Genomic DNA, 23,723 nt, shown 5'->3' on the forward strand with positions numbered 1-23,723 from the left:
CTTTGTAAAGGTTGATGGTCTAACTTAAAACTGCAAGGAAAATCTCCCGGGGCCAATTAATTACTGGCTATTCGCTTCATTTCATTTCATTTTGTTTTACCAGCTTTCTGGTTTTTATTTCTTTCATGTTATTATATTGTGAATAAATTATACCTGTTTTATTCTTTTTGTTCATTCCTCTTTCTGAGGCAGAAACCTATAACCAGAGTCGTAAATTTGTTCTATTGAAAGAATTAAGGCTCAACTTGATTATAGTTTTTTCGATTTAGCTAATTTATTAGCTTAATTACAACTATTTGGATGTTAAGCGGGGTGGATTCTTTGACATACTGAATCATTTTGTAATAGAAGTTTTTGACAGAATAATATCTATAAAGTTTAATATTTTATCTACCTAATAATATGGAAAATCTTAAGATAATCGGAATAACTCCATTTGAGAAGCCAGATACCGAACTTGCAATTGCTTTAGATCAAGCAGGAATATTTCCTGTACTTAATCTTGGCTATCAGCTCCCTGAAGCAATCCAGGCATTGAATAAATTAGTACAAAAAGGTGTGACAGACTTTGGAGTCTGTATTCCGTCTTCTGATTTGACAACTATTGTTCTTCCTGCACAAGTAAGCCTGATCATTGTTCCTGATGGTGTCGGATTTCAGCACAAACCAGGAATTAAACTGGTTCGCCAGGTCTATGATCTGGAGTCGGCCAGGGAAGCTAAAGCCGCTGCTGCTGATGGGATTATTGTGAAAGGAAATGAAGGCGCGGGAAAGGTTGGACACGAATCATCCTTTGTGCTTTTTCAACGAATTATACAAGAAATAAAAGATATTCCTGTCTGGGTACAAGGTGGTGTAGGCGTACATACTGCTGCTGCTTTAATCGCTCAGGGAGCCGCTGGGATTATATTGGATAGTCAGCTGGTTTTATTTCCAGAATGCAGTGCACCGAAAGCAATCAAAGATAGCTGTGCTAAATTAAGCGGTACCGAGACCAGGTTATTTGGCAATTACCGTGTGTTATCCCGCCCAAACTCACCTGTAATTGAACAGGATATTACCCCGAAAGAACTTATTGCTTATTTTACTGACTTCGATCTGGATAAGAGTTATCTTCCTTTAGGGCAGGATATTACACTGTCTGCAGATCTCTTTAGCAGCTATAAAAAACTAAGTAAGCTCGTATTTGGTATCAAAGAAGCCATTTACGGACATTTAAATCAGGCAAAATCAATCAATGTAATCAGTCCTGAGAACCCACTAGCTAAAGAACTTAACCTAACCTATCCGATTGCACAAGGCCCGATGACCAGGGTAAGCGATGTTGCACAATTTGCAGATGCTGTATCTGGTGCTGGCGCTTTATCCTTCATCGCTTTATCCTTACTCAAAGGAGAAACCGCAAAAAACCTGATTAAGGAAACTAAAAGACTCGCAGGTACAAAGACCTGGGGAGTAGGTATTCTGGGTTTTGCGCCGCAAGAACTGCGTGACGAGCAAATGCAATATATACTAGAAGAAAAACCACCAGTAGTTTTAATCGCAGGAGGCCGTCCATCACAAGCAAAACCATTGGAGAAAGCAGGCATCAAAACATTTCTGCATGTGCCTTCAGCATCTCTGCTCGACATGTTCTTAAAAGAAGGAGCCCGGAGATTTGTTTTTGAAGGCCGCGAATGCGGAGGCCACGTTGGCCCGCTATCCAGTATGGTCCTGTGGGAAAAACAAATTGAACGTTTACTGAAAGAGGACAACCCGGAGCAAATCAGTGTATTTTTTGCCGGAGGTATCCATGATGCTTTCTCTACTGCATTTATCTCGATTATGGCTGCCCCACTTGCCGCAAAAGGCGTAAAAGTCGGTGTATTGATGGGAACTGCTTATTTATACACCAAAGAAGCCGTAAGTACCGGAGCTATTCAGGAGAAATTTCAGCAGCAGGCTGTACAAGCGAGTGACACCATATTATTGGAAACAGCTCCTGGCCATGAAACAAGATGCCTTAAATCTCCATTCTCTGATTTCTTCAGTGAAGAGAAGGTCAAACTTCAGCAATCAGGGATAGATAAAAAAGAGATATGGGCAAAACTGGAAACGCTGAATGTAGGGCGTTTAAGAATTGCAGCCAAAGGAATAGAGCGCAGAGGAGATAAACTGGTTACGATCAACGAAGCCGAACAGCTTACCCTGGGGATGTATATGATTGGCCAGATTGCCGCGTTGCAAAATAAAGTAGTTTCATTGCTTGAGCTGCACCAGGATGTAGCCGAAGGTAACTATCAGCATGTACTGAATGCTGCACTTTCTGTTCCACCAGAAAAAACCGGAAAATCTCTGGATGTTGCTATCGTAGGAATGGCTTGTATTTTCCCGGGAGCAAAAAATCTGGAAGAATACTGGAGCAATATTATTTTAGGAAAAGACAGTGTGACCGAGGTTCCTGATGAACGCTGGAACAAAGAATTATATTATGATCCGGAATCTACAGCAGGTGATATGTCACACTCTAAATGGGGTGGCTTTATTCCTCAAATAGACTTTGACCCAGTTGAATTTGGTATTCCGCCACAATCACTGGCGGCCATAGAACCTACCCAGCTGCTAACGCTGATGGTGGCTAAACAAGCTATGGAAAATGCAGGCTATCTGGATGGCGGTTATGATCAGGAAAATGTATCTGTAATTATTGGTGCCGAAGGTGGTAACGATCTGGCAAACAGCTATGGATTCAGATGTTTCTATAAACAAGTATTCGGAGAGATGCCAGCCGAAATCGATCAGGCGCTGCCTAAAATGACAGAAGACTCTTTCCCGGGTATTCTGGCTAACGTAATTTCAGGAAGAGTAGCCAACAGGCTAAACCTCGGCGGACGTAACTTTACCGTAGACGCAGCCTGTGCATCCTCTCTTGCAGCAGTTGATTTAGCTTGTCAGGAACTATTTTTAGGTAAATCTGATATGGTACTGGCAGGTGGAGCCGATTTACACAATGGGATCAATGATTACCTGATGTTTTCAAGCACACATGCACTTTCACGTAAAGGCAGGTGCGCAACTTTTGATGCTGAAGCAGATGGGATTGCCTTGGGTGAAGGTATAGCTATGGTCGTCTTAAAAAGACATGAAGATGCTTTGAGAGACGGAGACCGTATTTATTCAGTCATTAAAGGTGTTGGCGGTTCAAGTGACGGTAAAAGTTTAGGCTTGACTGCACCGCGTAAAAACGGGCAGGTACAAGCGCTGGAACGTGCTTATGATCAGGCTGGGATTACGCCTTCAGTAGTTGGACTGGTTGAAGCGCATGGAACAGGAACTGTAGTAGGTGACCGCACAGAATTAAGTGCGTTGACGGATAAATTTATTCAATCTGGCGCAATAGCCGGACAAGTGCACCTGGGCTCTGTAAAAACTCAGATCGGGCATACTAAATGTGCTGCTGGCCTTGCTGGTCTGATTAAAGCATCCCTGTCAGTTTATCATGGCATTAAACCACCAACAATCAATCTGAAAAATCCAAATAGCTATTATAATGTGAAAACCAGTCCATTTGCTTTTCATACTGAAGCAGGATTGTGGTCTGAAGAAAAACGTTATGCAGGAGTGAGTGCATTTGGCTTTGGCGGAACTAATTTTCATGCCGTAATTGAGAATAAAACCCCCGTAAATACAATGGTGCCGACCTTGAAAACGTGGCCTTCAGAGCTTTTTGTTTTCAGAGGCGATACTTATGAAGAAGCGAAAACCAAGCTAACAGCAGTTAAAACATTATTAGACAGCAATGCACAGGTTGACTTAAAAGATATCGCTTACAGTCTGGCTATGGCCGATCAAAAACCAATACAATTATGTATTGTCGCTGACCGGCAGGAAGACCTGAATATGAAGGTAGAACTTACGCTATCTGGTATTGAAAGTAAAGATACTTATGCCACTAAAAACAAAGCTGGTAAAGTAGCTTTTATGTTTCCCGGACAGGGCAGTCAGCGTATTAATATGGCAAGAGACCTTTTTGTCATCTTCCCGGCCATGCGGGGATTATTAAAAGACTTACCTGAATATGAAAAAGTACTGTTTCCAGATGCAGTATTTGATGCCAACTTGCTCAAAGCACAAAAAGAAGCCATTAAAGACACCCGCATGGCGCAACCACTACTGGGAATTGTCAACCTGGCTATTGCTAACTTCCTGAGAGAACTGGGGATTGTACCAGACATGGTTGCCGGACACAGTTATGGAGAATTGCCAGCGCTATGTTTTGCTGGTGCATTTGCTGAAGATCAATTGGTAGAACTCAGTTCAGCAAGAGCAAAAGCTATTCTGGATGCTGTTGAAGGCGAAGATACCGGAGCAATGATTGCGGTAAATGCCAAACAAGAAGAGCTGCAGAAAATCATTTCTGGCTTAACTGATATTTATGCTGTTAATTACAATTCACCACTGCAATGTGTGCTTGCAGGAACCACACCTGCAATTCAGCAGCTGATGGAAACCCTTAAAGCAGCCAAAATATCTTTCAGAGCATTAGAAGTTGCCTGTGCATTCCACAGCCCGCTGGTTGTTAAATCAAAAGAACTTTATCAGCAAGTATTAGCGGATGTTCAGTTCAATGAGCTGAATTTACCCGTATGGTCGAATACTACTGCAAGAGAGTACCCTGCACAAGCAGTACAAATTAAAGAAAGACTGACAGATCATCTGATCAAACCAGTGAAATTTGTAGATCAGGTGCAAGAAATGTACGCTGCAGGAGCCAGAATCTTCATCGAAGTCGGCCCGGGTAAAGTATTGTCCGGTCTCACCAAAGCCTGCCTGGGTAAAGACGAAATTCTGATGCATGCTGAAGACAACGGGTTGAATAAGCTGACCCATCTTTTAGGAATGCTGGCCAGTTATCTCTCTACCGGACGTACCGTCCACATCGAAAAATTATTTGAAGGCCGCGGCGCAAGATTATTAAATCTCAATGAACCAGCATTGTATAAAAAAAGCCCTACAGTCTGGTTCGTTAACGGCCAGCATGCAATTCCTTCTAACGGGAAATTGCCAGCTAACGGGGCGTTACCTATCATACAACCTATCCAAATGAAAAACAGAGAATTAAGATCAGAATCCTCACAAAACGCTCACTCTACCAGTGATTTGATGATGCAGGAATATCTGAACAGTATGAAATTATTAATTCAGGCACAGCGGGATGTCATGCTTACCTTTTTAGGACAAAATGTTCCTTTTAACCAAGGATTAGCTAATCCCGTAGCTTTACCGCAGCCTGTTTTCGCGCAACCAGTACCGCAGGCAGCCGCTTACCAGGCAGCAGCGCCGCAAGCAGTTATACAACAACCAGCAGCAGCGGTTCAGCAGGCAGAACAAAAGGATGTTAAACTTGCTTTATTAAAGATTGTAAGTGATAAAACAGGCTATCCGCAAGAAATGCTGGGCATGGAAATGGATCTGGAAGCCGATCTGAGTATTGACTCTATTAAACGCCTGGAAATTATAGGTGCCTTGCGCACCGAATTAGGAAGCTTTAGCAGTACGCAGAGTGAAGATACAGTGATGGAGCAACTTGCCAGTATTAAAACCTTAAAAGGGTTGGTCAACTGGATCACAGAAAACGCAGCACCAGCCAGTACCAACGTCTCTGCAACCATCAATATAGAAGTTACCGTTAATGGTAATCAACCTAAGTTTTCAGCAGAAGAGCTCAGAGCAGCAATCCTGTCTGTAGTGAGCGAAAAAACAGGCTATCCTGAAGAAATGCTGGGAATGGATCTTGATCTGGAAGCCGATTTAAGTATTGATTCCATCAAAAGAATGGAGATCATCGGTGAACTGAAACTGAAAATTGGCTTTAGCCAGGGGCAGGAGCAGGATGATGATATCATGGAGAAACTGGCAGCCATTAAAACGCTGAACGGACTGGTGAACTGGATCTCGGACATTGACTCAGAAACCAACGAGATACTCACAGAAGCAAAAAAAATCATAGAAGAAACCCTGGTAGATAATTCGAGTCTGGAAAAACTATCCAGATTACGTTTTGAACTCACTCCGGCAGCAGTATCTGATATTGAAGCGGCTATCCTTAAAGGACAGCGTTTTGCCATCACTGATGACGGTAACGGACAGGCTATCAAGATCAAAAATCTGTTTAAGAAAAGCGGTGCTTTGGTAGATGTGATATCGGCTGGTGATGATTTGGAAAGCTACCAGGGATTGATTATCCTGAATATGTTTACCACAGCAAAGAAATCAAGTATCATAGATCATTTTGCAATGATCAAACAACTGAATTTTGAAAAGGTAAAATGGGTTTATATGATTTCTGATATCAGAAGTCATCTGAATGACAGTGCCGATGTAGAAATGCTGAGACTTTACCAAGGCTATTCGGGCTTCTTCAAAAGCCTGGACAGAGAGTATGAAAATACCAAATGCAGAATTGTGAGCCTGGAAACGAAAATGTCTGGTGAAGCTATTGCCAACATTACCCTGAATGAAATCTTAAACCCTGATAAACCATCAGAGATTATTTACCATGACCAAAAAAGACAGATCATGGAATTGATTCCTGCAGAATTGGTTACCGGGCTTGAAGAATCTCATATCCAGTTGGATAAAGACGCAGTTGTACTGGTTTTGGGGGGCGCTCAGGGAATTACAGCAGAGCTGATGATTCACTTTGCCAAAGACTTCCCTTGTAACTATATCCTGGTTGGCCGTTCGGCAGATCCAAAATCAGCTGTTCAGGGCGTAGCTGCATCCTTAAAAACAAAAGATGAAATCAGGAGCTTCCTGGTGCAGCAGGGTGAACTTAAAAAACCAGCTGAAATAGAGCAGGAAACGGCCCGGATTTATAAAAATAATCAAATCCTGCACAGCATTGCCATGCTCGAAAGCGGAGGCTCTAAAGTAGTTTATGAATCCATGGATCTGCGTGATGAAGAAGGCCTGAACCGCTTCGTTGACAGTGTATACAAAGAATATGGCCGTATTGATGGCGTGGTACATGGTGCAGGACTATTAGAGGATAAACTGTTCCACAGTAAAACATCAGCATCTTTTGAACGCGTATTTGATACCAAAGTCACTCCTTTAAGAGTACTTGCAGAAAAACTAAAAGCTGAAACTCAATTTGTCATTCTCTTTTCAAGCATAGCTTCTGTTTACGGAAACCGCGGGCAAACAGATTACGCTGCTGCAAATAGTGTAATGGATAAATACGCCTGGGCATTGAAGCAGAAAATTAATGGAAAAGTACTGGCTATCAACTGGGGCCCCTGGAAAGGAGCCGGTATGGTTTCTCCAACACTGGAAAAAGAATATGAAAGAAGAGGCATAGCCCTGATTCCATTGCAAGACGGTATGGAAACGTTCTTAAATGAACTTAAATATGGAAAAGAAAGCCAGGTACTGATTATGGCTGGAAATAACTGGTAGCTAAGCTGTTTAAACGAAATACTCAATGAAGAAAACGGATGTAGCTGTAATTGGAATGTCCTGCATTTTTCCCGGAGCGGGAGATCTGGATACTTTCTGGAAAAATATTATTAATAAGGTTGATTCTACTCAAGTTGTGCCACCGGATCGTATTGATCCGGTGCACTTCGATAAAGATTCAACTGGAGTAGACCGTTTTTATTGTAATAGGGGTGGATTTATACCTGACTACAACTTTGATCCACAGCGCTTCGGTATTCTTCCTGTAGCCGTGAATGGTACGGAACCTGATCATTTACTGACACTGGATTTGGTTTACAGTTCCCTGGAAGATGCAGGTGTATTTGAAAAAAACACTTCCTTAGCAAAAACAGGGATTATCATTGGCAAAGGAAATTATGCAGGCCCTGGCGCAACAAGGGCTATTGAAATTGTAAGAACCGGTGAACAGATTGCTGCGGTACTGAAAGATTTACTGCCACAACTGGAAACCGCAGCAATAGAAAAAGTAAAACATGAATTCCAGGCACGCAAGGGCCGTTTTGGGCCGGATACAGCGATGGGGTTAATCCCAAATCTGGTAGCCTCACTCGTTGCTAACCGTTTAAATCTGGGAGGTGTTGCATTTACGTTGGATGCAGCATGCGCAAGCTCCCTGATTGCTATAGACCATGCGATTCAGGAATTGAACAGCGGACGCTGCAATATGGTGATTGCTGGCGGGGTACATGTTGGGCAGAATGCAGCTTTCTGGAGTATATTCTCCAATTTAGGTGCACTCTCTAAACAAGAAAAGATCAAACCTTTTGATGCTGGTGCTGATGGTTTAATAATTGGTGAAGGCTGCGGCTTTGTCGTCTTAAAGCGATTAGAAGATGCTATCCAGGATAAAGACAGGATCTATGCAGTGCTTAAAGGTGCAGGGGTAAGCAGTGACGGAAGCGGTACCAGCGTAATGAGCCCTTCAGTAAAAGGTCAGCTCAGGGCGATTACACAAGCCTGGGAAAATTCAGGATTGTCTGCTAAAGACATTGGTTATATTGAAGCCCACGGAACAGGTACACCTTTAGGGGATAAAACTGAACTGGAAACCCTGACACAGTTTTTCGGCCATGATGCTGAATTACCCAAAGCAGGAATTGGAACGGTGAAATCTAATATCGGCCATGCCATGCCAGCAGCAGGGATTGCCGGGCTGATCAAAACCTGTTTAGCTTTATACCACGATATCCTGCCGCCAACATTGCACTGTGAAAATCCTTTAACACAGCTCGCAAAAACCCAGTTTTCAGCAGTTCAGGAACCATTAAGCTGGGAGAAATCCGGGTTGCCTAAAATAGCCGGGGTCAATGCCTTCGGTTTTGGAGGGATTAACGCCCACGTGGTTCTGGAAGGATTTAACGCGCCTAAAAAAGACAAAGTCTTATTACTGGCACGTCCCACACACGAAGAGTTGATCCATGCTTTGGAAAACAACGATTATAGTGCTGGCAATGGAAATTACCGGATAGCACTATTCGATCCGACTCCCGAAAGAATTAAAAAAGCAATTAAGATTGCCGCAAAAAATAATCCCTGGCGTAATAAACAGGATATCTGGTATACCAACGAACCTTTAATTAGCAATGGTGGCAAAATAGCCTTTGTATTTCCTGGTCTGGATGGTCTGGCAGGTGGTGAAGTATCGAGCGTAACTGATTATTTCAATATTGCTGAAGCGCAGCATGCTAAAGCGGAAGGTTTACTAAGTGATGCCTTAAAAACACTGAATAAAAGCAGTGTATTAGACATTGCCCTGAAACAATTAGGCGTACAACCTGATATGAATGCCGGGCACAGTTTAGGCGAGTGGCTGGCAGCAAGATCATCAGAACTGGCCGAAGAAAGTTCTGTTTCACAATTGCTTAAAGTCCTGGATCCAGAAACTTTTGAGTTAAAAGATTCAAGATTTATCGCTGTGGGATGCGGAATAGAACTGCTCTTACCCATCATCGCCAATATCAATGACGTCTATCTTTCTAATGACAATTGTCCGCAGCAGGTTATTTTATGTGGAAGTAAAAATGCTTTAGAAGAGCTGACCCCTCTATTGAAAGCAAGGCAGATTTTTCATCAGATTTTACCTTTCCAGTCTGGTTTCCACTCTCCGTTTATCGCAGATAAACTGGAAGTAATCCTGGAAGGAATGAAAGACATGCAATTCCGCAAAACTACTACGCCATTGTGGTCGGCTACTACGCTGGAACTTTATCCCGAAGGCTTTGAAGCCATCCGTCAATTGAGCGCGGAACATCTGATTAAACCAGTGCGTTTCCGTGAATTGACAGCAAAACTCTATGAACAGGGGGCAAGAGTATTTATACAGATCGGATCGGGTGGATTAGTCGGTTTTATCGATGATACACTAAAAGGAAAAAACTTCAGTACCATTTCTTCCAACGTACCTGTCAGATCTGGAATCACTCAACTGCAACGCGTAATCGCTGCCTTGTTTGTCGAAGGTAAAGAAACCGGACTGGACTTTCTCGGACAAATTAAATCCAGCCCTGCTTCAAAAGGGAAGGGGATCAAATTAGAATTGGGTTTACCCACCATTACCGGACTGAATAGCCTGAAAGAGCTAGCAGCAGGGTCACCATCAGTTCATGCACAACCAAATCCCGCGGTATATGCCAAAGGTCTATTGGAAGATGTAGCTGATCCGGTGATGGAAGCTTTCAATGAAAATATACTGGAAATGGCAAATATCCAGGCCGAAATACAACAATTGTTTAAAGACAGAGTCTTGCAGCCTGCAAACTATACTAACCGGTTAACCAAGCCGGAATTCGCTACGCCTGAAGTGTCAACGCCACTGGCACCTCAGGTATTAGCAACACCATTAAACAGAATGCCTTTTTCCAAACAATTGGATATTACGCTCGAAAACTGTCCTTATCTGAAAGACCACGCTTTACTCAGACAGCCTAAGGACTGGCATTGTGTAGATGACATGGATCCGGTTATTCCGATGACGATGATTTTTGAGTTGTTTGGAGAAATTGCAGAAGAACAGTCTCGGGGAGAACAGGTTCATAAAATATTGAACATCAAAGTTTTTCAATGGATGAATGTGGTCAAGCCTTTCCGCGAAACGATTACTGGTGAATGGAAAGATCAGCAAAAGGTATACCTCAACTTGGAGCGTTTTGCAAATGCTGAAGTTTTGCTGGCTGAAAAGCTGGGTATACCACCTGCGCAACAATCTTTTGACATTGGTAAAATCCTGGACATCCAGCGCACCGCAGAACAGATCTATGAAAATCATATGTTTCATGGACCGGGTTATCAGGGCATCAAACACTTAAAAGCAGTGGGTGAAAAAGGGATTACCGGGACCATAGAAAGTGGTGCCGGAAAAGGGTCACTGCTGGATAATGCAGGTCAGCTTTTTGGTTTGTGGCTGCAACTGATCCTCACTAAAGACCGGATTGCTTTTCCTGTGAAAATACAGGAGATTGAGTTTTTCGGAAATATGCATGACCAGCAAGGTGAATTTGAATGTACCTGTGTGCTGACCGATATGAATGAAGAATTTGCGACAGGTAATTTTATCATTAAACGTGATCACCAGGTTTGGGCAATAATTTCGGGCTGGCAAAACAGGAGACTGGAAATAGATGACGCGCTATGGAGTGTTTCTATGTCACCGCTGCACAACCGTTTATCTAAAGAAATTGCCCCTGGCATTTTTATGTTTCATAATGCCTATTCAAGAGTCGTTTCCTGGGATTTTATTCTGAAACGCTATTTCAATCAGGACGAGAAAAAGTATCATAACGCACTGTTGCCTAACAAAAGAAAGACCTGGATGATTAGCCGGGTGGCCGTAAAAGATGCCGTCAGGGATTTGCTTAACAAAGAAAAACAGCATGCCTGCTATCCGATCACCTTTGAAATTAAATCGGACGAGCTGCAAAAACCTTATCCTCACGGTGGTCAAACTGCTGGTATTCATGTTTCTTTAGCACATAAAGGAACTGATGCCGTGGGGATTGCCCGCCTGAACAGACCTGTAGGGATTGATATCGAAAGTATTGAAGAACGCAGTGCAGGATTTTTTGACCTCGCATTCACCAGCACAGAAATGGCTTTACTGCAAGGCAGGGACAAAGCAGAATGGGCAACCCGTTTCTGGACTGCCAAAGAAGCTTATGGCAAGTACCTGGGTAAAGGCCTGCAAGGCAATCCAAAAGCCTATGGGGTAGAAGAGATCATAGGGGAAGAATTACGCATCAAAGACACAATTATAAAAACCATTAAACACCATAACTATATAATCGGATGGACGCAATAGCAACGAATCGGCAATTAAATAACAACGAAATCTTTGACTTGATGAAACAATTCATCACAGAAGTTATTGGGGAAGAATTTGTGGAAGAAATGGACATTACCCCTCAAAGTTCTTTTACCAAGGACCTTGAAATGGACAGTATAGAAATTGTATCCTTCTCTGAAAAGATAAAAACACACTTTGGTGAACAGATCGACTTTACAGGATGGTTATCTGCAATGGATCTGGATCAACTCATTAACCTGAACCTGGAAATGATCATTAATTATATACACGAATGCCAGTCATCCAAGTAAATCAAAGAGAAGTGCACATCCAGGAATTGAATAAAGGAGCAGCTGAGACTGTTCTTTTAATTCATGGCATGTTCAGCAATCTTTCTGTTTATTATTTTAATATCGCCCCGGTACTGGCCGAACATTTCCATGTGGTCATGTACGATCTGAAAAGCCATGGAATGAGTGAGCGTGTGCTGGAAGGTTATGACCTGAACAGCATGACTGATGATCTCTGTGCGCTGATGGATGTATTGAAACTGAAAAAAGTACATCTGGCAGGGTATAGTTTTGGAGGCCTCATTGCTTTAAAAATGGCGATGCGTTTCCCTGAAAAATTAGGCAAACTTGTGGTCATTGAAGCGCCAAATCCGAATGATGAAAAAACCCGCGGCATTATTGATGACTACAGCAGAGAATTCCTGGAGCACTATGTAGCGAATTTTACAGATACCACCAAGGTGAAAATGGGTAAAAGACAGATGGAGCGCAACCACAGGATGTATGAATATCTATTCTATCAAACCAGTATCAAAGAAGATATGATTCTGGAAAGCGGATTTTTCTGTACACCAGAAATGAATACGCTGGAAAAAGATACGCTTTTACTCTATGGATCAGCTTCTGATTGCTTACAGGCAGGAAAACAACTGAATAAACTGATCAGCAAATCCGACCTGATCCCACTCGATGGTGATCATAATATCCCGATTCAGAAACCAGAAATGGTCGCAAATATTGTAGCCGGGTTTTTTATAAACTAATTCAATCTTATACGCGCGCTATGGCAAAATTTGTATTTATTGTTCCCCCGCTCACGGGTCATATCAATCCCACTTTAAGTATGGGGGCTGTTTTACTGCAACGCGGACATCAGGTGGGCTGGATTACACTAGACCCTGACCTGGCTTTAAAATTACCTGAAGGAGGGGAATTATTATGGATTCAGTATGACGAAAGCGATCAGGATAAACAGGATAGTGAAAAGTATCTTGATATGATCACTAAAAAGATTGTTTATGGAATTGATAGTATCAAGTTTTTATACGAAGAAGTATTAATTCCGTTAAACCGGCATAGCTATGAAGGTATAGTGAGCTGGCTGGAAAAATATAAACCTGATCTGGTGATTACCGATCACCAGATGTTTGCTGGTGCTATTGCAGCAGTGAACCATAAAATTCCTTATGCAACCTCGGTTACTGCACCTGCCGCCATTAAGATTATGGACGAACTCCCTAAAGTTCATGAATGGCAAGTGAACCAGATCGTCGCGTTGCAAAAAGAACTGGGTATTGATAAATCAACTTCTATAGCTTGTTCAGGCATCCTGACGATGGTTTTAACGTCTAAAGATTTTTTTGGAGAATTGGAATTACCAGCTTCCTATCGTTTTGTTGGGCCGGTGATTAACCGTAAGCCAGTCCACACATACTTTAACTGGGACTTATTACAGAAAAATAACAGGCCTAAAATATTAGTCAGTATCGGAACAACCTTTGACCATGTGCATAAAAAGAACTTTTTTGCGAAGGTCATTGAAGCTTTTGAAGACGAAGACCTGACTGTAGTCGTTGTTTCTGATCCCTCACTTTTTGACGTCTGGCCAGCCAACTTTATCGTGCAGCGCATGGTTCCGCAATTGGAATTACTGCCGCATCTGGATGCTGTAGTTTGTCATGGAGGGCACAATACGGTCTGTGAAACCCTGATGAATGGTTTACCGATGGTCGTTATTCCAATTGCCTACGACCAATCACACGTGGCTGGAAGAGTAGTGCGTGTTGGTGCCGGTTTACGTTTGAATTTTAACCGTTTCAAAGCCAGGCACCTTCAGGAAGCTGTTCAGCAAATATTGCAGGATGCTGCATTCAAAACCTCAGCAGAAGAAATTAAAGCCTCATTTATAGCTGCTGGCGGTACCGAAGCTGCCGCTACTTTACTGGAGCAGTTTAGTGTCAACGAACCTTTGTTTTTATTAAATAATTAAAACAGGAATTATGTCTAAATTTTTATTTGTCGTACCCCCATTTTTTGGCCATATCAGCCCAACTCTTAGCATAGGCTCCAGTTTAATAGCCCGCGGGCATGAAGTGAAATGGATTGGGATTACACCGCTTGCCGCAAAACATATCCCGGAAGGCGGAGAATTTATTTATCCCGAAGCCGATCTGGTTGAGCATCAGGAAGAAATTGACCGGATATTAAAGCGTCAGGATGATGGCCCTGCTTGTTCTGGCCCGGAGGTCATGAAACTGGCACTGGAAGAAACTTATGTTCCATTTGCAAGGATCATGATGAAAGGCCTGGGAAACTTTGTGGACGAGTGGAAACCAGGCGTGATTGTAAACGACTGTATTACTTTTGCAGGGGCTTTATGTGCCCATATCAAAGGTATCCCATCAGTAACCACTACACCAGTGCCACCAGATGTGATCGGGGATACCCAGACCAGCGCACCAAAAATATTTGAATGGCAACAACAGCTGATCAAAGGTTTGCAACAAGAGTTTGGTATCTATGAAGATGATATATTCATTCATTCTCATAAACTCAATCTTGTTTTTACTTCCCAGGCATTCGCCGGATTTACGGAAACCCCGCCGCATATGAAATTTGTCGGCCCGGTAAAAGGCAGACCAAATCATGCAGCTTTTGACTGGGAAAGACTTGCGGCCGCAAAAACACCCAAGGTTTTCGTTTCTTTAGGCACTTTATTAGTAGATATCAGAGCTGCATTTTTTCAAAAACTGATTGATGCTTTTGCAGATCAGCCAATCACGATCATCGCAGCAACGAACCCGGATATTTTTGACGTATGGCCTGATAATTTTATCGTCAACGGCTTTGTCCCGCAAACAGAACTGATGCCGCATATGGATGCAGTGATCTGCCATGGCGGTTTCAATACTGTTAACGATACTTTTACCAATGGCTTACCGATGCTGATCACACCAATTGCTTATGACCATTTCCATACAGCCAAACTTATAGTTAATGCAGGCTGCGGAATTAGTATCCGTTACAAAAGATTAAAAATTGCTGATTTGCAAATTGCTGTTTTTGAATTGCTGGAAAACCCACAATACCGGAACGCAGCTTTAAAAATAAAAGAAACTTTTATGGCTTCAGGAGGAAATGACAAAGCAGTACAGCTGCTGGAAGATTTCGCTGAAGCGGAACAATTTGTCGAAGAATAATTAACGCCAATGAACCCGGCATGATTAAAATAAGTATTAGGCACACAGGGCAATAATTAGTTTAATGATCAAGGTTTCATCTAAAAAAAATGTAAATAAATAGATGAAAAGAAAACTGCTTTTTGGAGAAAGATTAATGCTTGGTGATGGAAAAACTCCTTTTAATGGGATAATCCCTGTTAAAATCCGTGGAGAATTTTCTGCTGCGAGCCTGCATCATGCCCTGTTAAGACTGCAACAGAAACATCCCTGGCTGAATGCGGTTATTTCTTACGATAAAAATAACCGTCCAAGCTTTACTACGGATACTGTTCAGCCCGTTAAAATTCCCGTTCAAATCATTTCCCGGCATAAGGATACCGATTGGGAAGTTGAATCTGTTAAGCAGTGGTCAATTCCATTTGAAACAGACCGGGATCCTATGATGCGTATGGTCTGGTTAAAAGGAGAAGGAGTTTCAGAACTGATTATGGTTATACACCATTGTCTGATTGATGGAGGTTCAATTTTGACACTGTTGACAACACTTTATGAACTAATTGACAATGGCGATGCTGATATAGGTCAGGAAAATCCGATCAAAGGAATTCATGATATAGTACCAGCAGAGATTCTGGGGAGCAGGAAAAAAAGATTGAAAGCAAGCCTGATCGGGAGTATAGCAGTTTTAGGATTGTGGCTTACCCCTTTAAAAAAGAAAGCTGTAGCAAGGCAAAAAGATTACCTGATCCATTGGACTGTTGAGGAGGAAATGACTGTAGCTCTTACTCAATTGTGCAAAAATTCTGGAGTAACCATGAATACGCTTTTATGCGCCGTGCTATTAAAAACTTTCAAAGAAGTCCGAAAAGATAATGCACACAATAAAATATCATGCCCGGTTGATCTCCGTAACCTAAACCACCGGATAAAAAAGGATAACATTTTTGCTTTTGGATCTATGTTCGTGGTCAGTTCTTATGCTGATCTCGACTTTATGAGCAATCTCAAAGCCATACAGGAAGACATCAGGCAGAAAATTAAAAAGCTCGATCCCCATCTGATGTTAATGGTACTGGAGAAAGCGCATCCTGTACTTCATAAATTCGGCCGTTTTTTAAAGTATAGTAAATCAAATAATGACTGTATGTTCTCCAACCTGGGAAGAATTACCATCCCTGCGCATTACAAAACATTTGAAATTGAAATGATCTGCACGCCAACAGCAATTGGCCCTTTAGGCAATACGACTTCACTCATCACTTCTACTTACCGTGGCAAGATGGATTTTTCATTTGTAGCCAGCGAAGGTTATGTCCCTTACCTGGAAGGTCAGGCTATACAAACAAGAATGATGACGATTCTCAAAGAACAATTACAAACACAGCTTCAACCAGCATAACAAATGAAAAGAAAATTGATCATTGGAGAAAGGGTAATGTACGTGGATGCAATTACCCCTGTAAATTGCATTTTTACGGCTAAGATCCGGGGTGTGATTGCGCCGGAAAACTTACGTGCTGCTCTAGATAAGATACAGCACAAACATCCTTTATTAAGGATGCAGATTGATGATCAGCAAGCTGGCGGGCCCTATTTTGTTTTGAATGAAAAGCTTAAAGTAATTCCTGTAAGGGTTCTGGAGCGCAATGGGGAACAGGACTGGCTGCATGAATCCAAAGCAGAATGGGACAAATTATTTGACGGTGAAAATGAACCACTGGCCAGGGTTGTCTGGTTAAAATCAGCAGAAGTATCAGATCTTTTATTCGTGCTGCCACACTGCATCTGTGACGGGACTACGCTGGTGACCTTGATGCAGGAACTGTTATTTCTGCTCGATGAGCCGGGTATGGAGCTCAAACCCTATGCTTCTTTCCTGTCTGTAAAAGAACTTTTAGCCTCGTCTTTTTCAGTTTCGCAGGCGAAGATTTTGAAAGCACGCCTATTTTCTTTACTAGGCAGAGCCTTTTTCTATTTCAAACCCACACAGCGTAAAGTTGCAGCAGGAAATAATTATGTAGTGCATTGGAGGCTGGATCAGCAGGAAACCGTTGAATTGGTTGAGCGCAGTAAAGCTGCAGGCACTACTGTTCATGCAGCTTTATGTATTGCGGTTATGAAGGCTTTTGAACAAGTGAGGGGAATAAAGGCACATGGAAAAGTAATTTGCCCGGTAGACATCAGGCAGTTTATCCCTGAAATCAAGAATGATACTATGTTCGCTTTTGCACCTATCGTAGAATTGGAGATCGATAAGAATGCGGAGATAGATTTCTGGACAAAAGCAAGAATGCTGAAAGCCGACCTGAATACTAAAGTGGGGGCCCTGAAAGTGTCAGAAATGCTCTGGATGAGTGAATATTTCCATGCGATTGTGAGCAGGATGGTCAGGTTTTTAAAAGCTACAGAGGGTACACACGATGTTACGCTTTCCAATATGGGCAGGCTCCGGATTGCTGAAAACTATCAGAATTTTGAAGTATTGGCTATTCATAGTCCGACGGTGGCTTTTCCGTGGAGAAATCCCAGTACGCTGATTGCAAGTACTTATAAAAATAAAATGGATTTTACCTTGATGTCTAATGATACTTTTTTGACTGAACAAGAAGCACGGCTTATTCAAGCAGAAACAATGAACTTATTATTTGAAGACCTAAAACAACTTTCTGTTGCCTGATATGCTGATACCTGATACAAAAAAAAATGAAGTCACGCTAAAGCGTTTTTTGCGTAAAAATTTGCTGTATTATATTATTCCGAATGTATTTTTCAATACGATCATTCCCTATTTTAGTTTTACAGACCTGAATGCCGTTCACTTATTTGATGGAACGCAAAACCTGGCCCGGTTTATTTTGCCAATGGCTTTTTTTCTGCCCTTCATCATTACTTTTGATATTCTGAAAAAGACCATTACACTTTCAGAGAAAGGACACTCCGAAATCATCTTGCCAGAAGGCTTCAGAAAAATTAAGTTCATCTTTCAGATGGCAGGCATGAACGGTTTTTGTACGGTATCCTTTGTTTTTGCAGTGATGCTTGGCCTGCATTTTGGCTTTCCTGAGTTTTATAATTATAATGGAACTGTTCTCGCTGTTCTTTTAGGATTAACAGCAGGCGTATTTTCTGTTCTTTTTACTTACCTGCCGATCAAAAAAATAAAGAAACACCATCTGCCTTATCCCGTGGAAGACCACGTTGATCAGCAGCAATTGATTAAAGAATAATAAGTAAAGGCAGGTAATCCTGCTTTAGCATTCCTCTTTTAATCTTAAGCTATGAATGCCGGAATTTCAACTGTTTTTCCTGGTGAACTACTGCCATCAAAACTAATTCAATTCAAAATCTTTTAATTCACTTTCCCGGCCATTGAGAATAATAGCTAACTGTTGTGCGCCGGGATAGAACTTCCTGGTCGTAATAATTCTAAAACTTTGTTTTCTATTGATCACAGCAATTTCTGCAGGCTGAAATTCACGCTCACTGATTTTGAAAACCTTTTTAGAGGCCTGGCCATTCAGCCTTTTATAATAAACTGCATATTCCATGCGGATTTTCTGTGGAACCAGTGCTGTATTTTTAACACTGATCGTAAATTCAAGATGCTCACCAATAGCGACAACTGCGGTCAATATTTCAAAATCCAGTAATTCGATAGCCGTACTTTCGAATCCATAATGTGCTAATATTTTAGTATGGCCTTGTTTCAGTAAACCGCGGCAGCCATGTTTAATGAGTGCATCCGTTTCTTTACTCAATCCCTTCCAGCGGCCGGCAATAGCGATCACAATTTCAGGATGATCTTTAGAAATGTCATTTAAGCTATTTGCTACACTTCTGCGTACATACGCTGAAGGATCAGTCTTTAGATTTTCCAAAACAGGGAGGATCATCGAAGGATCTTTTTTTAATCCGGGTACCGCCATTGCCCAGGGTAACCTTGATCTGCTGCCTTCACTGGCCAGTCTTCTGACATGATGGTTTTCATGTAAAGACCATTTTTCCATTTGCATCATCATCTGCTGCCCATATTTAGCCAGAAATGGTCTGACTGCAAACTCACAGCTGATAAATTGTGTAACCGATTCGATGGCCGGAATGGATGTTTCATAATCTTCCAGCCCGTAGGTTTCAATATAGTCCGGCAAAAATATATAAGCCAGCATTTGTTCTCCTGTTTGCTGTTTTTTCAGCTGATGAATCAGAGCGGATAAATGCCGGATTGCTGCTGGATACCCGGCAGGCAGGAACTGATGAATGACCAATGTGGTATGGTGCATCCGCTGCTTAAGTTCCATAGCAGTGAACCCCTCCACATTGATCAGTTCAATAAATCTTTTTTTATTGAATTCAGGATTGAGCTGAATCAGGCTGTCGGCTAATTTATTATAAAAGGAAACGGAATATATATCTTTTAATAAGCTCATTTAATTTAATCTTCTTTTTTTCTGACACCGCTAAGGTCGAACTGATTGTTGATGTTACCAACTATATTATCTTCATCTTTTTTGAGCAGGTTCATTTCTACCTGACCGCTGCTATGGTCAAATGTAACTGTAACCGTAGAATCTTTTAAGGTGACTGTTTTAAAAGGCATCTCTTTTTTCTCTGCCATACTCGTTATACTGCCAGCCAGCTGACCATCTTTCAAATCAAACTTCACCAAAACATCGGTATTACCATTGGGAAGCCCTTTAATTAAGACATTCCATTGCCCTACAAAATAGGTGTCGTTTTTTTGAGCTGATGCAGCACTGGTCATCAATAACAGTACTACAAAAGAGAAAATAAAGCTTAAATTCTTCATAATTGTCTGATTAAACGTTTTCTTTAAATATAAATAATAATTAGTCAAACGAAAGAAGCCGGCCCCCGTCTTTTTATAAACATTCGAACCGGCTTCTGAGGAAGATATTTTTGTATTATCCGACTAATTCAATTGCTTTATTTAAGCTATTTAATTCAACAGTACTTAAAGTGATATCCATTGTTTTTGCGTTGTCAATGGCCTGGGCAGCATTTCTTGAACCAGCAAGTACAATGCTTACGCCTGGTTGCAGGGTAGTCCATCTGAGTACTACTTGTGCAACCGTTGCATTTTTGCTTTCCGCAATAGGCTCAATAGTTTGCAGCAGTGCTTTTACTTTTTCAGGATCAAACTGGCCAAAATAACCGTTACGGTGATCATTTGATTTCAGTCTGGCATCTTTGAAATATTTGCCAGTCAGCAAACCTCTTTCCAGCGGACTGTATACAATGATACCAATGTTATTTTCTATTGTATAAGGCACAATTTCTTTTTCAATTGCCCTGTTCAGCATACTGTAAGAAACTTGGTTTGAGGCAAGGCTGATAGTTTTTTGTGCTTCCTTTAACTGATCAAGGCTGTAATTACTTACACCAGCTGCTCTGATTTTACCTTGTGTTATCAATTGATCAAGTGCTTCCATGGTTTCATCAATCGGAGTAGTTGCATCGGGCCAGTGTAACTGTAAAAGGTCGATATAATCAGTTCCCAGGCGCTTTAATCCTTCCTCTACTTCTTTAATGATATTACTTTTAGCCGCATATTTATAAACGGGTATACTTTTACCATCTGCTCCTGCATCAAAAAAGAATTCTCCTTTGCCATTATTGCTGCCATCCCAAACCAAACCGAATTTATTCAACAACTGGATTTTCGAACGATCTCTTCCTTTAATGGCTTCACCAATCAGTTCCTCACTTAATCCGAATCCGTAAAACGGTGCAGTATCGATACTGGTTACTCCATGGTCAAGTGAAGCATGAATTGCATCAATTGAATCTTGTTTTTCATTTCCACCCCACATGGTTCCGCCGATTGCAAAAGCACCATGGGTAATCGTTGATAAGTTTAATTCTGTATTTCCTAGTTTTCTGTATTCCATTATTATAGCTTATAATCACTGGCCGGAGCAGGGTTTAATCTACTCTTTTAGTGAGGTGTAAGATGGGTGCGCCATCTAATATTGGTGCAGCATCTGCTGCAAATTTTTTAATATGAGGAGTTACATTGTGTAAATCCAATTCTTCCTGACTTGCCCATTCTTCATGGAAAATAAACAAATCCGGATCTTCTTCAGACTGATGCAAATCATATTGCAGACAAGCAGCTTCACTTTTTGATCCTGAAACCAAAGTTTTTAGCAGCTTTTTTAACTGTTCAGCATTTCCTGGTGTACTTTTAATTATTGCTGTTAGATAAACACTCATGTTCTTGTTTTTGATTAATGAAGGTATTGGTTAAATGTTCCTGATATAATTTCATATCATTTACAATATCAGCATTCTTCTCTACATCGTGAAAATGGATACCAGCTAATGGCTGCATTCCTGTAAAAGCATTCATCCGGTGAAAACCAAACAATACGCCATTATCTACACTGCGCTGATCGAAAAACTCACCAGGCAAAGTGAAAGCAGTAGCTGGTGCATTCCACGAAGAAGTTACCATATATTTTTTGCCATGTAAAGAGCCACCAGTTCCGTAATTAATGTCCGGATTGGCCGAAGAGCGGCCATCGCTTCTGTAGATCCCTTTCTGGTGACCTTCAGTAAATACAACGTCAATATATTTTTTTAAGCCATGGGGTACCTGAAACCACCAGATAGGCGTATGGTAAATGACTACATCGGCCCATACATAGTTTTCAACTTCCTGTGCTGGATCATATTCATCATTGATATCGGTTGACCTGATTTCAAATCCAGGCTGACTTTTAAAGAAGTTTAATGTTGCATTGAAAATTGTGTTGTTAAAACGACCTCCGGAGTGTCCGAAAACTTGTCCTCCGTTGATCACAAATATTTTTTGATTTTCCATTTTGCAGATCTTTTAATTTCTAAGACAAAATTAAGTCTTCTGCTGGTCTCATTAAAATAGTATGAATCATAGTATTGTATCATAATTATGATACGTAGACATAGGTGTCTTAAACCTTGGGAAGGACCTCTATGAGATCTGATGATTACATCATGGTATTAATACGGATACTTGCTTTGATAAGAGCCATCGCTTTAACATATTCTATTCTGATGTCTTTTGGAGCATGTGTAGTATTATGGCTGATTAGTTTGATATAATTTTCTCCTTTTTCCGACTGATGGACATATCTTAAGATAGTCACATCATCTCCATCGATATTAATTGATAACAAATACATTTCGCCATAATAGATTCCTTCGCTCAGGTTATTTATCCTTTTATAAATGACAATATCACCGCTTTTCAGAACAGGGTACATGCTTTCTCCAAGAATATAAAGTGCGCCATCACTTTTTGGAAGTTTAGGGATATAAATATGATCGATGATATTTGGTGGCTGATTAAAAAAGTCAAGCAAATTACCTGCTGGGTTCATTTCGTAAAGCGGGATTCCCTGTTGGTGTTGCAGGTTATTCCTATTTCCTGTTCCGGGTGTATAAGTTCCTGCTGTTACAACTGCGTAAGCTACTGTTGCTGTTGGATTTGTTTCAGTAATCAGGGGATAGGTTAAAGAAACACCAGTTTCTTTTTTAACCTTGTTCATTTCTCCTGAGTCATTAAACATCCATTCAAAACTAATGTTAAGATCGTTACATAACTTCACAATAAAATCTACCTTAGGAACGATTTTACTCCTGTAGTTCCTGATGTTAGCTTCGTTTGTTCCTAAGGCGGCGGCGAATTTTGAATTGTTATCCTCAAAATAATTCACAGCTATCTCATTGATCTTTTTAATTATATCCATTTTGATAAAAAGGAGTTCCAGCTGTAAAGATTGCATAAAAAGAATAATTATAGCTGATATTGATGCGCAAATTAATTAGTATTTGTCTTGAATGCCCCCTGAAATTGACTTTTCAGGCAAGCAAGAGTATCCCTATTATCTATTTATATTAGTCTGGATTTTAAAGCATAAGTTATGGAAACAATTCTGTTAGACACAGACCGCACGTTTACTACGCTGATACAGGCCGTCTCTTCATTCGATGAGCAACAGTTAAATGAGACCCCTTTTTCTGGTAGCTGGACAGCCGGACAAGTGGCGCAACATCTTATCCTGGCCAATACAGGGTTCATAGAAGTTATGCAGGGCCCGGTCAAGGATGCCGACCGGGAACCAGGCCAGCAGCTTGGGCAGATCAGGGCCGATTTCCTGAATTTTGAGACTAAAATGAAATCTCCCGATTTTATCTTACCGCTGCCTATCGATTATAGTAAACAAAGGCAACTGGGGACGCTGGAAAATATCAAAAGTAGTTTAATGAATTTGATAGAAACTATGGAACTTGATAAAATATGTCTGACTTTTGAGTTGCCCGGCTATGGTTTTCTAACCCGTTTTGAAGCTATTTATTTTGTGAATTATCACAGTCAGCGGCATACCTATCAATTGAATAACATCTATCATCATTTATCAGAAGAATAGCACTGAAATTTTAGCCTCATTCTTTTACCTTAGCAAAAATCACAGGTTGATTATCAAT

The 23,723-nt window shown here is 41.2% G+C and carries 16 protein-coding genes; 10 read left to right on the forward strand and 6 right to left on the reverse strand.

The window, feature by feature from the left end; genetic code table 11:
• Positions 1 to 402: 402 nt before the first annotated feature.
• The 9 genes from AY601_RS00840 to AY601_RS00880 all read left to right on the forward strand — a co-directional run bounded on the left by AY601_RS00840 (position 403) and on the right by AY601_RS00880 (position 18,460).
• Positions 403 to 7,440, forward strand: coding sequence for a type I polyketide synthase (locus AY601_RS00840; protein ID WP_068395262.1), 7,038 nt, complete (start codon positions 403 to 405; stop codon positions 7,438 to 7,440).
• 25 nt (positions 7,441 to 7,465) lie between these two features.
• Positions 7,466 to 11,776, forward strand: a complete 4,311-nt coding sequence (locus AY601_RS00845) for a type I polyketide synthase (protein WP_068395264.1) — start codon at positions 7,466 to 7,468, stop codon at positions 11,774 to 11,776.
• A 41-nt stretch (positions 11,777 to 11,817) separates the two neighbouring features.
• On the forward strand, positions 11,818 to 12,072 hold the full coding sequence (locus AY601_RS00850) for a phosphopantetheine-binding protein (RefSeq protein WP_232324672.1): 255 nt from the start codon (positions 11,818 to 11,820) through the stop codon (positions 12,070 to 12,072).
• Positions 12,054 to 12,815, forward strand: coding sequence for an alpha/beta fold hydrolase (locus AY601_RS00855; RefSeq protein WP_068395267.1), 762 nt, complete (start codon positions 12,054 to 12,056; stop codon positions 12,813 to 12,815). Before AY601_RS00850 ends, AY601_RS00855 begins: the two co-directional genes overlap by 19 nt.
• A 20-nt stretch (positions 12,816 to 12,835) precedes the next feature.
• Positions 12,836 to 14,041 carry a glycosyltransferase gene (locus tag AY601_RS00860; RefSeq protein ID WP_068395269.1) on the forward strand — a complete coding sequence of 402 codons (1,206 nt, stop codon included), beginning with the start codon at positions 12,836 to 12,838 and terminating at the stop codon, positions 14,039 to 14,041.
• Positions 14,042 to 14,051: 10 nt separating this feature from the next.
• Positions 14,052 to 15,251 carry a glycosyltransferase gene (locus AY601_RS00865; protein ID WP_068395271.1) on the forward strand — a complete coding sequence of 400 codons (1,200 nt, stop codon included), beginning with the start codon at positions 14,052 to 14,054 and terminating at the stop codon, positions 15,249 to 15,251.
• A gap of 103 nt (positions 15,252 to 15,354) precedes the next feature.
• Positions 15,355 to 16,632: a condensation domain-containing protein gene (locus AY601_RS00870; RefSeq protein ID WP_068395273.1), complete on the forward strand. Its 1,278-nt coding sequence runs from the start codon at positions 15,355 to 15,357 to the stop codon at positions 16,630 to 16,632.
• A 3-nt stretch (positions 16,633 to 16,635) separates the two neighbouring features.
• Positions 16,636 to 17,910: a condensation domain-containing protein gene (locus AY601_RS00875; protein ID WP_068395275.1), complete on the forward strand. Its 1,275-nt coding sequence runs from the start codon at positions 16,636 to 16,638 to the stop codon at positions 17,908 to 17,910.
• A 49-nt stretch (positions 17,911 to 17,959) separates the two neighbouring features.
• Positions 17,960 to 18,460, forward strand: a complete 501-nt coding sequence (locus tag AY601_RS00880) for a hypothetical protein (RefSeq protein ID WP_157287632.1) — start codon at positions 17,960 to 17,962, stop codon at positions 18,458 to 18,460.
• Positions 18,461 to 18,562: 102 nt separating this feature from the next.
• On the opposite strand, the gene AY601_RS00885 is transcribed toward AY601_RS00880, so the two are convergent.
• The 6 genes from AY601_RS00885 to AY601_RS00910 all read right to left on the reverse strand — a co-directional run bounded on the left by AY601_RS00885 (position 18,563) and on the right by AY601_RS00910 (position 23,020).
• The gene (locus tag AY601_RS00885; protein ID WP_068395282.1) at positions 18,563 to 19,660 is read right to left on the reverse strand and encodes a DNA alkylation repair protein; all 1,098 of its coding nucleotides are present in this window, start codon (positions 19,658 to 19,660) and stop codon (positions 18,563 to 18,565) included.
• Positions 19,661 to 19,665: 5 nt separating this feature from the next.
• On the reverse strand, positions 19,666 to 20,040 hold the full coding sequence (locus AY601_RS00890) for a hypothetical protein (protein ID WP_068395284.1): 375 nt from the start codon (positions 20,038 to 20,040) through the stop codon (positions 19,666 to 19,668).
• A 115-nt stretch (positions 20,041 to 20,155) separates the two neighbouring features.
• Positions 20,156 to 21,142 carry an aldo/keto reductase gene (locus AY601_RS00895; protein ID WP_068395286.1) on the reverse strand — a complete coding sequence of 329 codons (987 nt, stop codon included), beginning with the start codon at positions 21,140 to 21,142 and terminating at the stop codon, positions 20,156 to 20,158.
• A gap of 34 nt (positions 21,143 to 21,176) precedes the next feature.
• Positions 21,177 to 21,467, reverse strand: a complete 291-nt coding sequence (locus AY601_RS00900; protein WP_068395288.1) for a putative quinol monooxygenase — start codon at positions 21,465 to 21,467, stop codon at positions 21,177 to 21,179.
• A complete protein-coding gene (locus AY601_RS00905; RefSeq protein ID WP_068395290.1) occupies positions 21,439 to 22,077 on the reverse strand; it encodes an NAD(P)H-dependent oxidoreductase in 639 nt (212 codons plus the stop codon). Before AY601_RS00905 ends, AY601_RS00900 begins: the two co-directional genes overlap by 29 nt.
• A gap of 145 nt (positions 22,078 to 22,222) precedes the next feature.
• Positions 22,223 to 23,020: a S24 family peptidase gene (locus AY601_RS00910; protein WP_068395292.1), complete on the reverse strand. Its 798-nt coding sequence runs from the start codon at positions 23,018 to 23,020 to the stop codon at positions 22,223 to 22,225.
• Between the two features lie 138 nt (positions 23,021 to 23,158).
• Between AY601_RS00910 and AY601_RS00915 the strand changes: the two genes are divergently transcribed.
• The gene (locus AY601_RS00915) at positions 23,159 to 23,665 is read left to right on the forward strand and encodes a DinB family protein (protein WP_068395295.1); all 507 of its coding nucleotides are present in this window, start codon (positions 23,159 to 23,161) and stop codon (positions 23,663 to 23,665) included.
• Positions 23,666 to 23,723: the final 58 nt, after the last annotated feature.

Origin of the sequence: Pedobacter cryoconitis (assembly GCF_001590605.1) — a bacterium.
Classification (GTDB): Bacteria; Bacteroidota; Bacteroidia; order Sphingobacteriales; family Sphingobacteriaceae; genus Pedobacter; species Pedobacter cryoconitis_A.

Excerpts from the sequence above, each read along its gene's own strand:
- AY601_RS00850 (WP_232324672.1), top strand. The coding sequence starts at position 11,818 with ATGAAACAATTCATCACAGAAGTTATTGGGGAAGAATTTGTGGAAGAA.
- AY601_RS00910 (WP_068395292.1), bottom strand. The coding sequence starts at position 23,020 with ATGCAATCTTTACAGCTGGAACTCCTTTTTATCAAAATGGATATAATT.
- AY601_RS00890 (WP_068395284.1), bottom strand. The coding sequence starts at position 20,040 with ATGAAGAATTTAAGCTTTATTTTCTCTTTTGTAGTACTGTTATTGATG.
- AY601_RS00855 (WP_068395267.1), top strand. The coding sequence starts at position 12,054 with ATGCCAGTCATCCAAGTAAATCAAAGAGAAGTGCACATCCAGGAATTG.
- AY601_RS00900 (WP_068395288.1), bottom strand. The coding sequence starts at position 21,467 with ATGAGTGTTTATCTAACAGCAATAATTAAAAGTACACCAGGAAATGCT.
- AY601_RS00875 (WP_068395275.1), top strand. The coding sequence starts at position 16,636 with ATGAAAAGAAAATTGATCATTGGAGAAAGGGTAATGTACGTGGATGCA.
- AY601_RS00865 (WP_068395271.1), top strand. The coding sequence starts at position 14,052 with ATGTCTAAATTTTTATTTGTCGTACCCCCATTTTTTGGCCATATCAGC.
- AY601_RS00885 (WP_068395282.1), bottom strand. The coding sequence starts at position 19,660 with ATGAGCTTATTAAAAGATATATATTCCGTTTCCTTTTATAATAAATTA.
- AY601_RS00895 (WP_068395286.1), bottom strand. The coding sequence starts at position 21,142 with ATGGAATACAGAAAACTAGGAAATACAGAATTAAACTTATCAACGATT.
- AY601_RS00870 (WP_068395273.1), top strand. The coding sequence starts at position 15,355 with ATGAAAAGAAAACTGCTTTTTGGAGAAAGATTAATGCTTGGTGATGGA.
- AY601_RS00915 (WP_068395295.1), top strand. The coding sequence starts at position 23,159 with ATGGAAACAATTCTGTTAGACACAGACCGCACGTTTACTACGCTGATA.
- AY601_RS00860 (WP_068395269.1), top strand. The coding sequence starts at position 12,836 with ATGGCAAAATTTGTATTTATTGTTCCCCCGCTCACGGGTCATATCAAT.
- AY601_RS00845 (WP_068395264.1), top strand. The coding sequence starts at position 7,466 with ATGAAGAAAACGGATGTAGCTGTAATTGGAATGTCCTGCATTTTTCCC.
- AY601_RS00840 (WP_068395262.1), top strand. The coding sequence starts at position 403 with ATGGAAAATCTTAAGATAATCGGAATAACTCCATTTGAGAAGCCAGAT.
- AY601_RS00905 (WP_068395290.1), bottom strand. The coding sequence starts at position 22,077 with ATGGAAAATCAAAAAATATTTGTGATCAACGGAGGACAAGTTTTCGGA.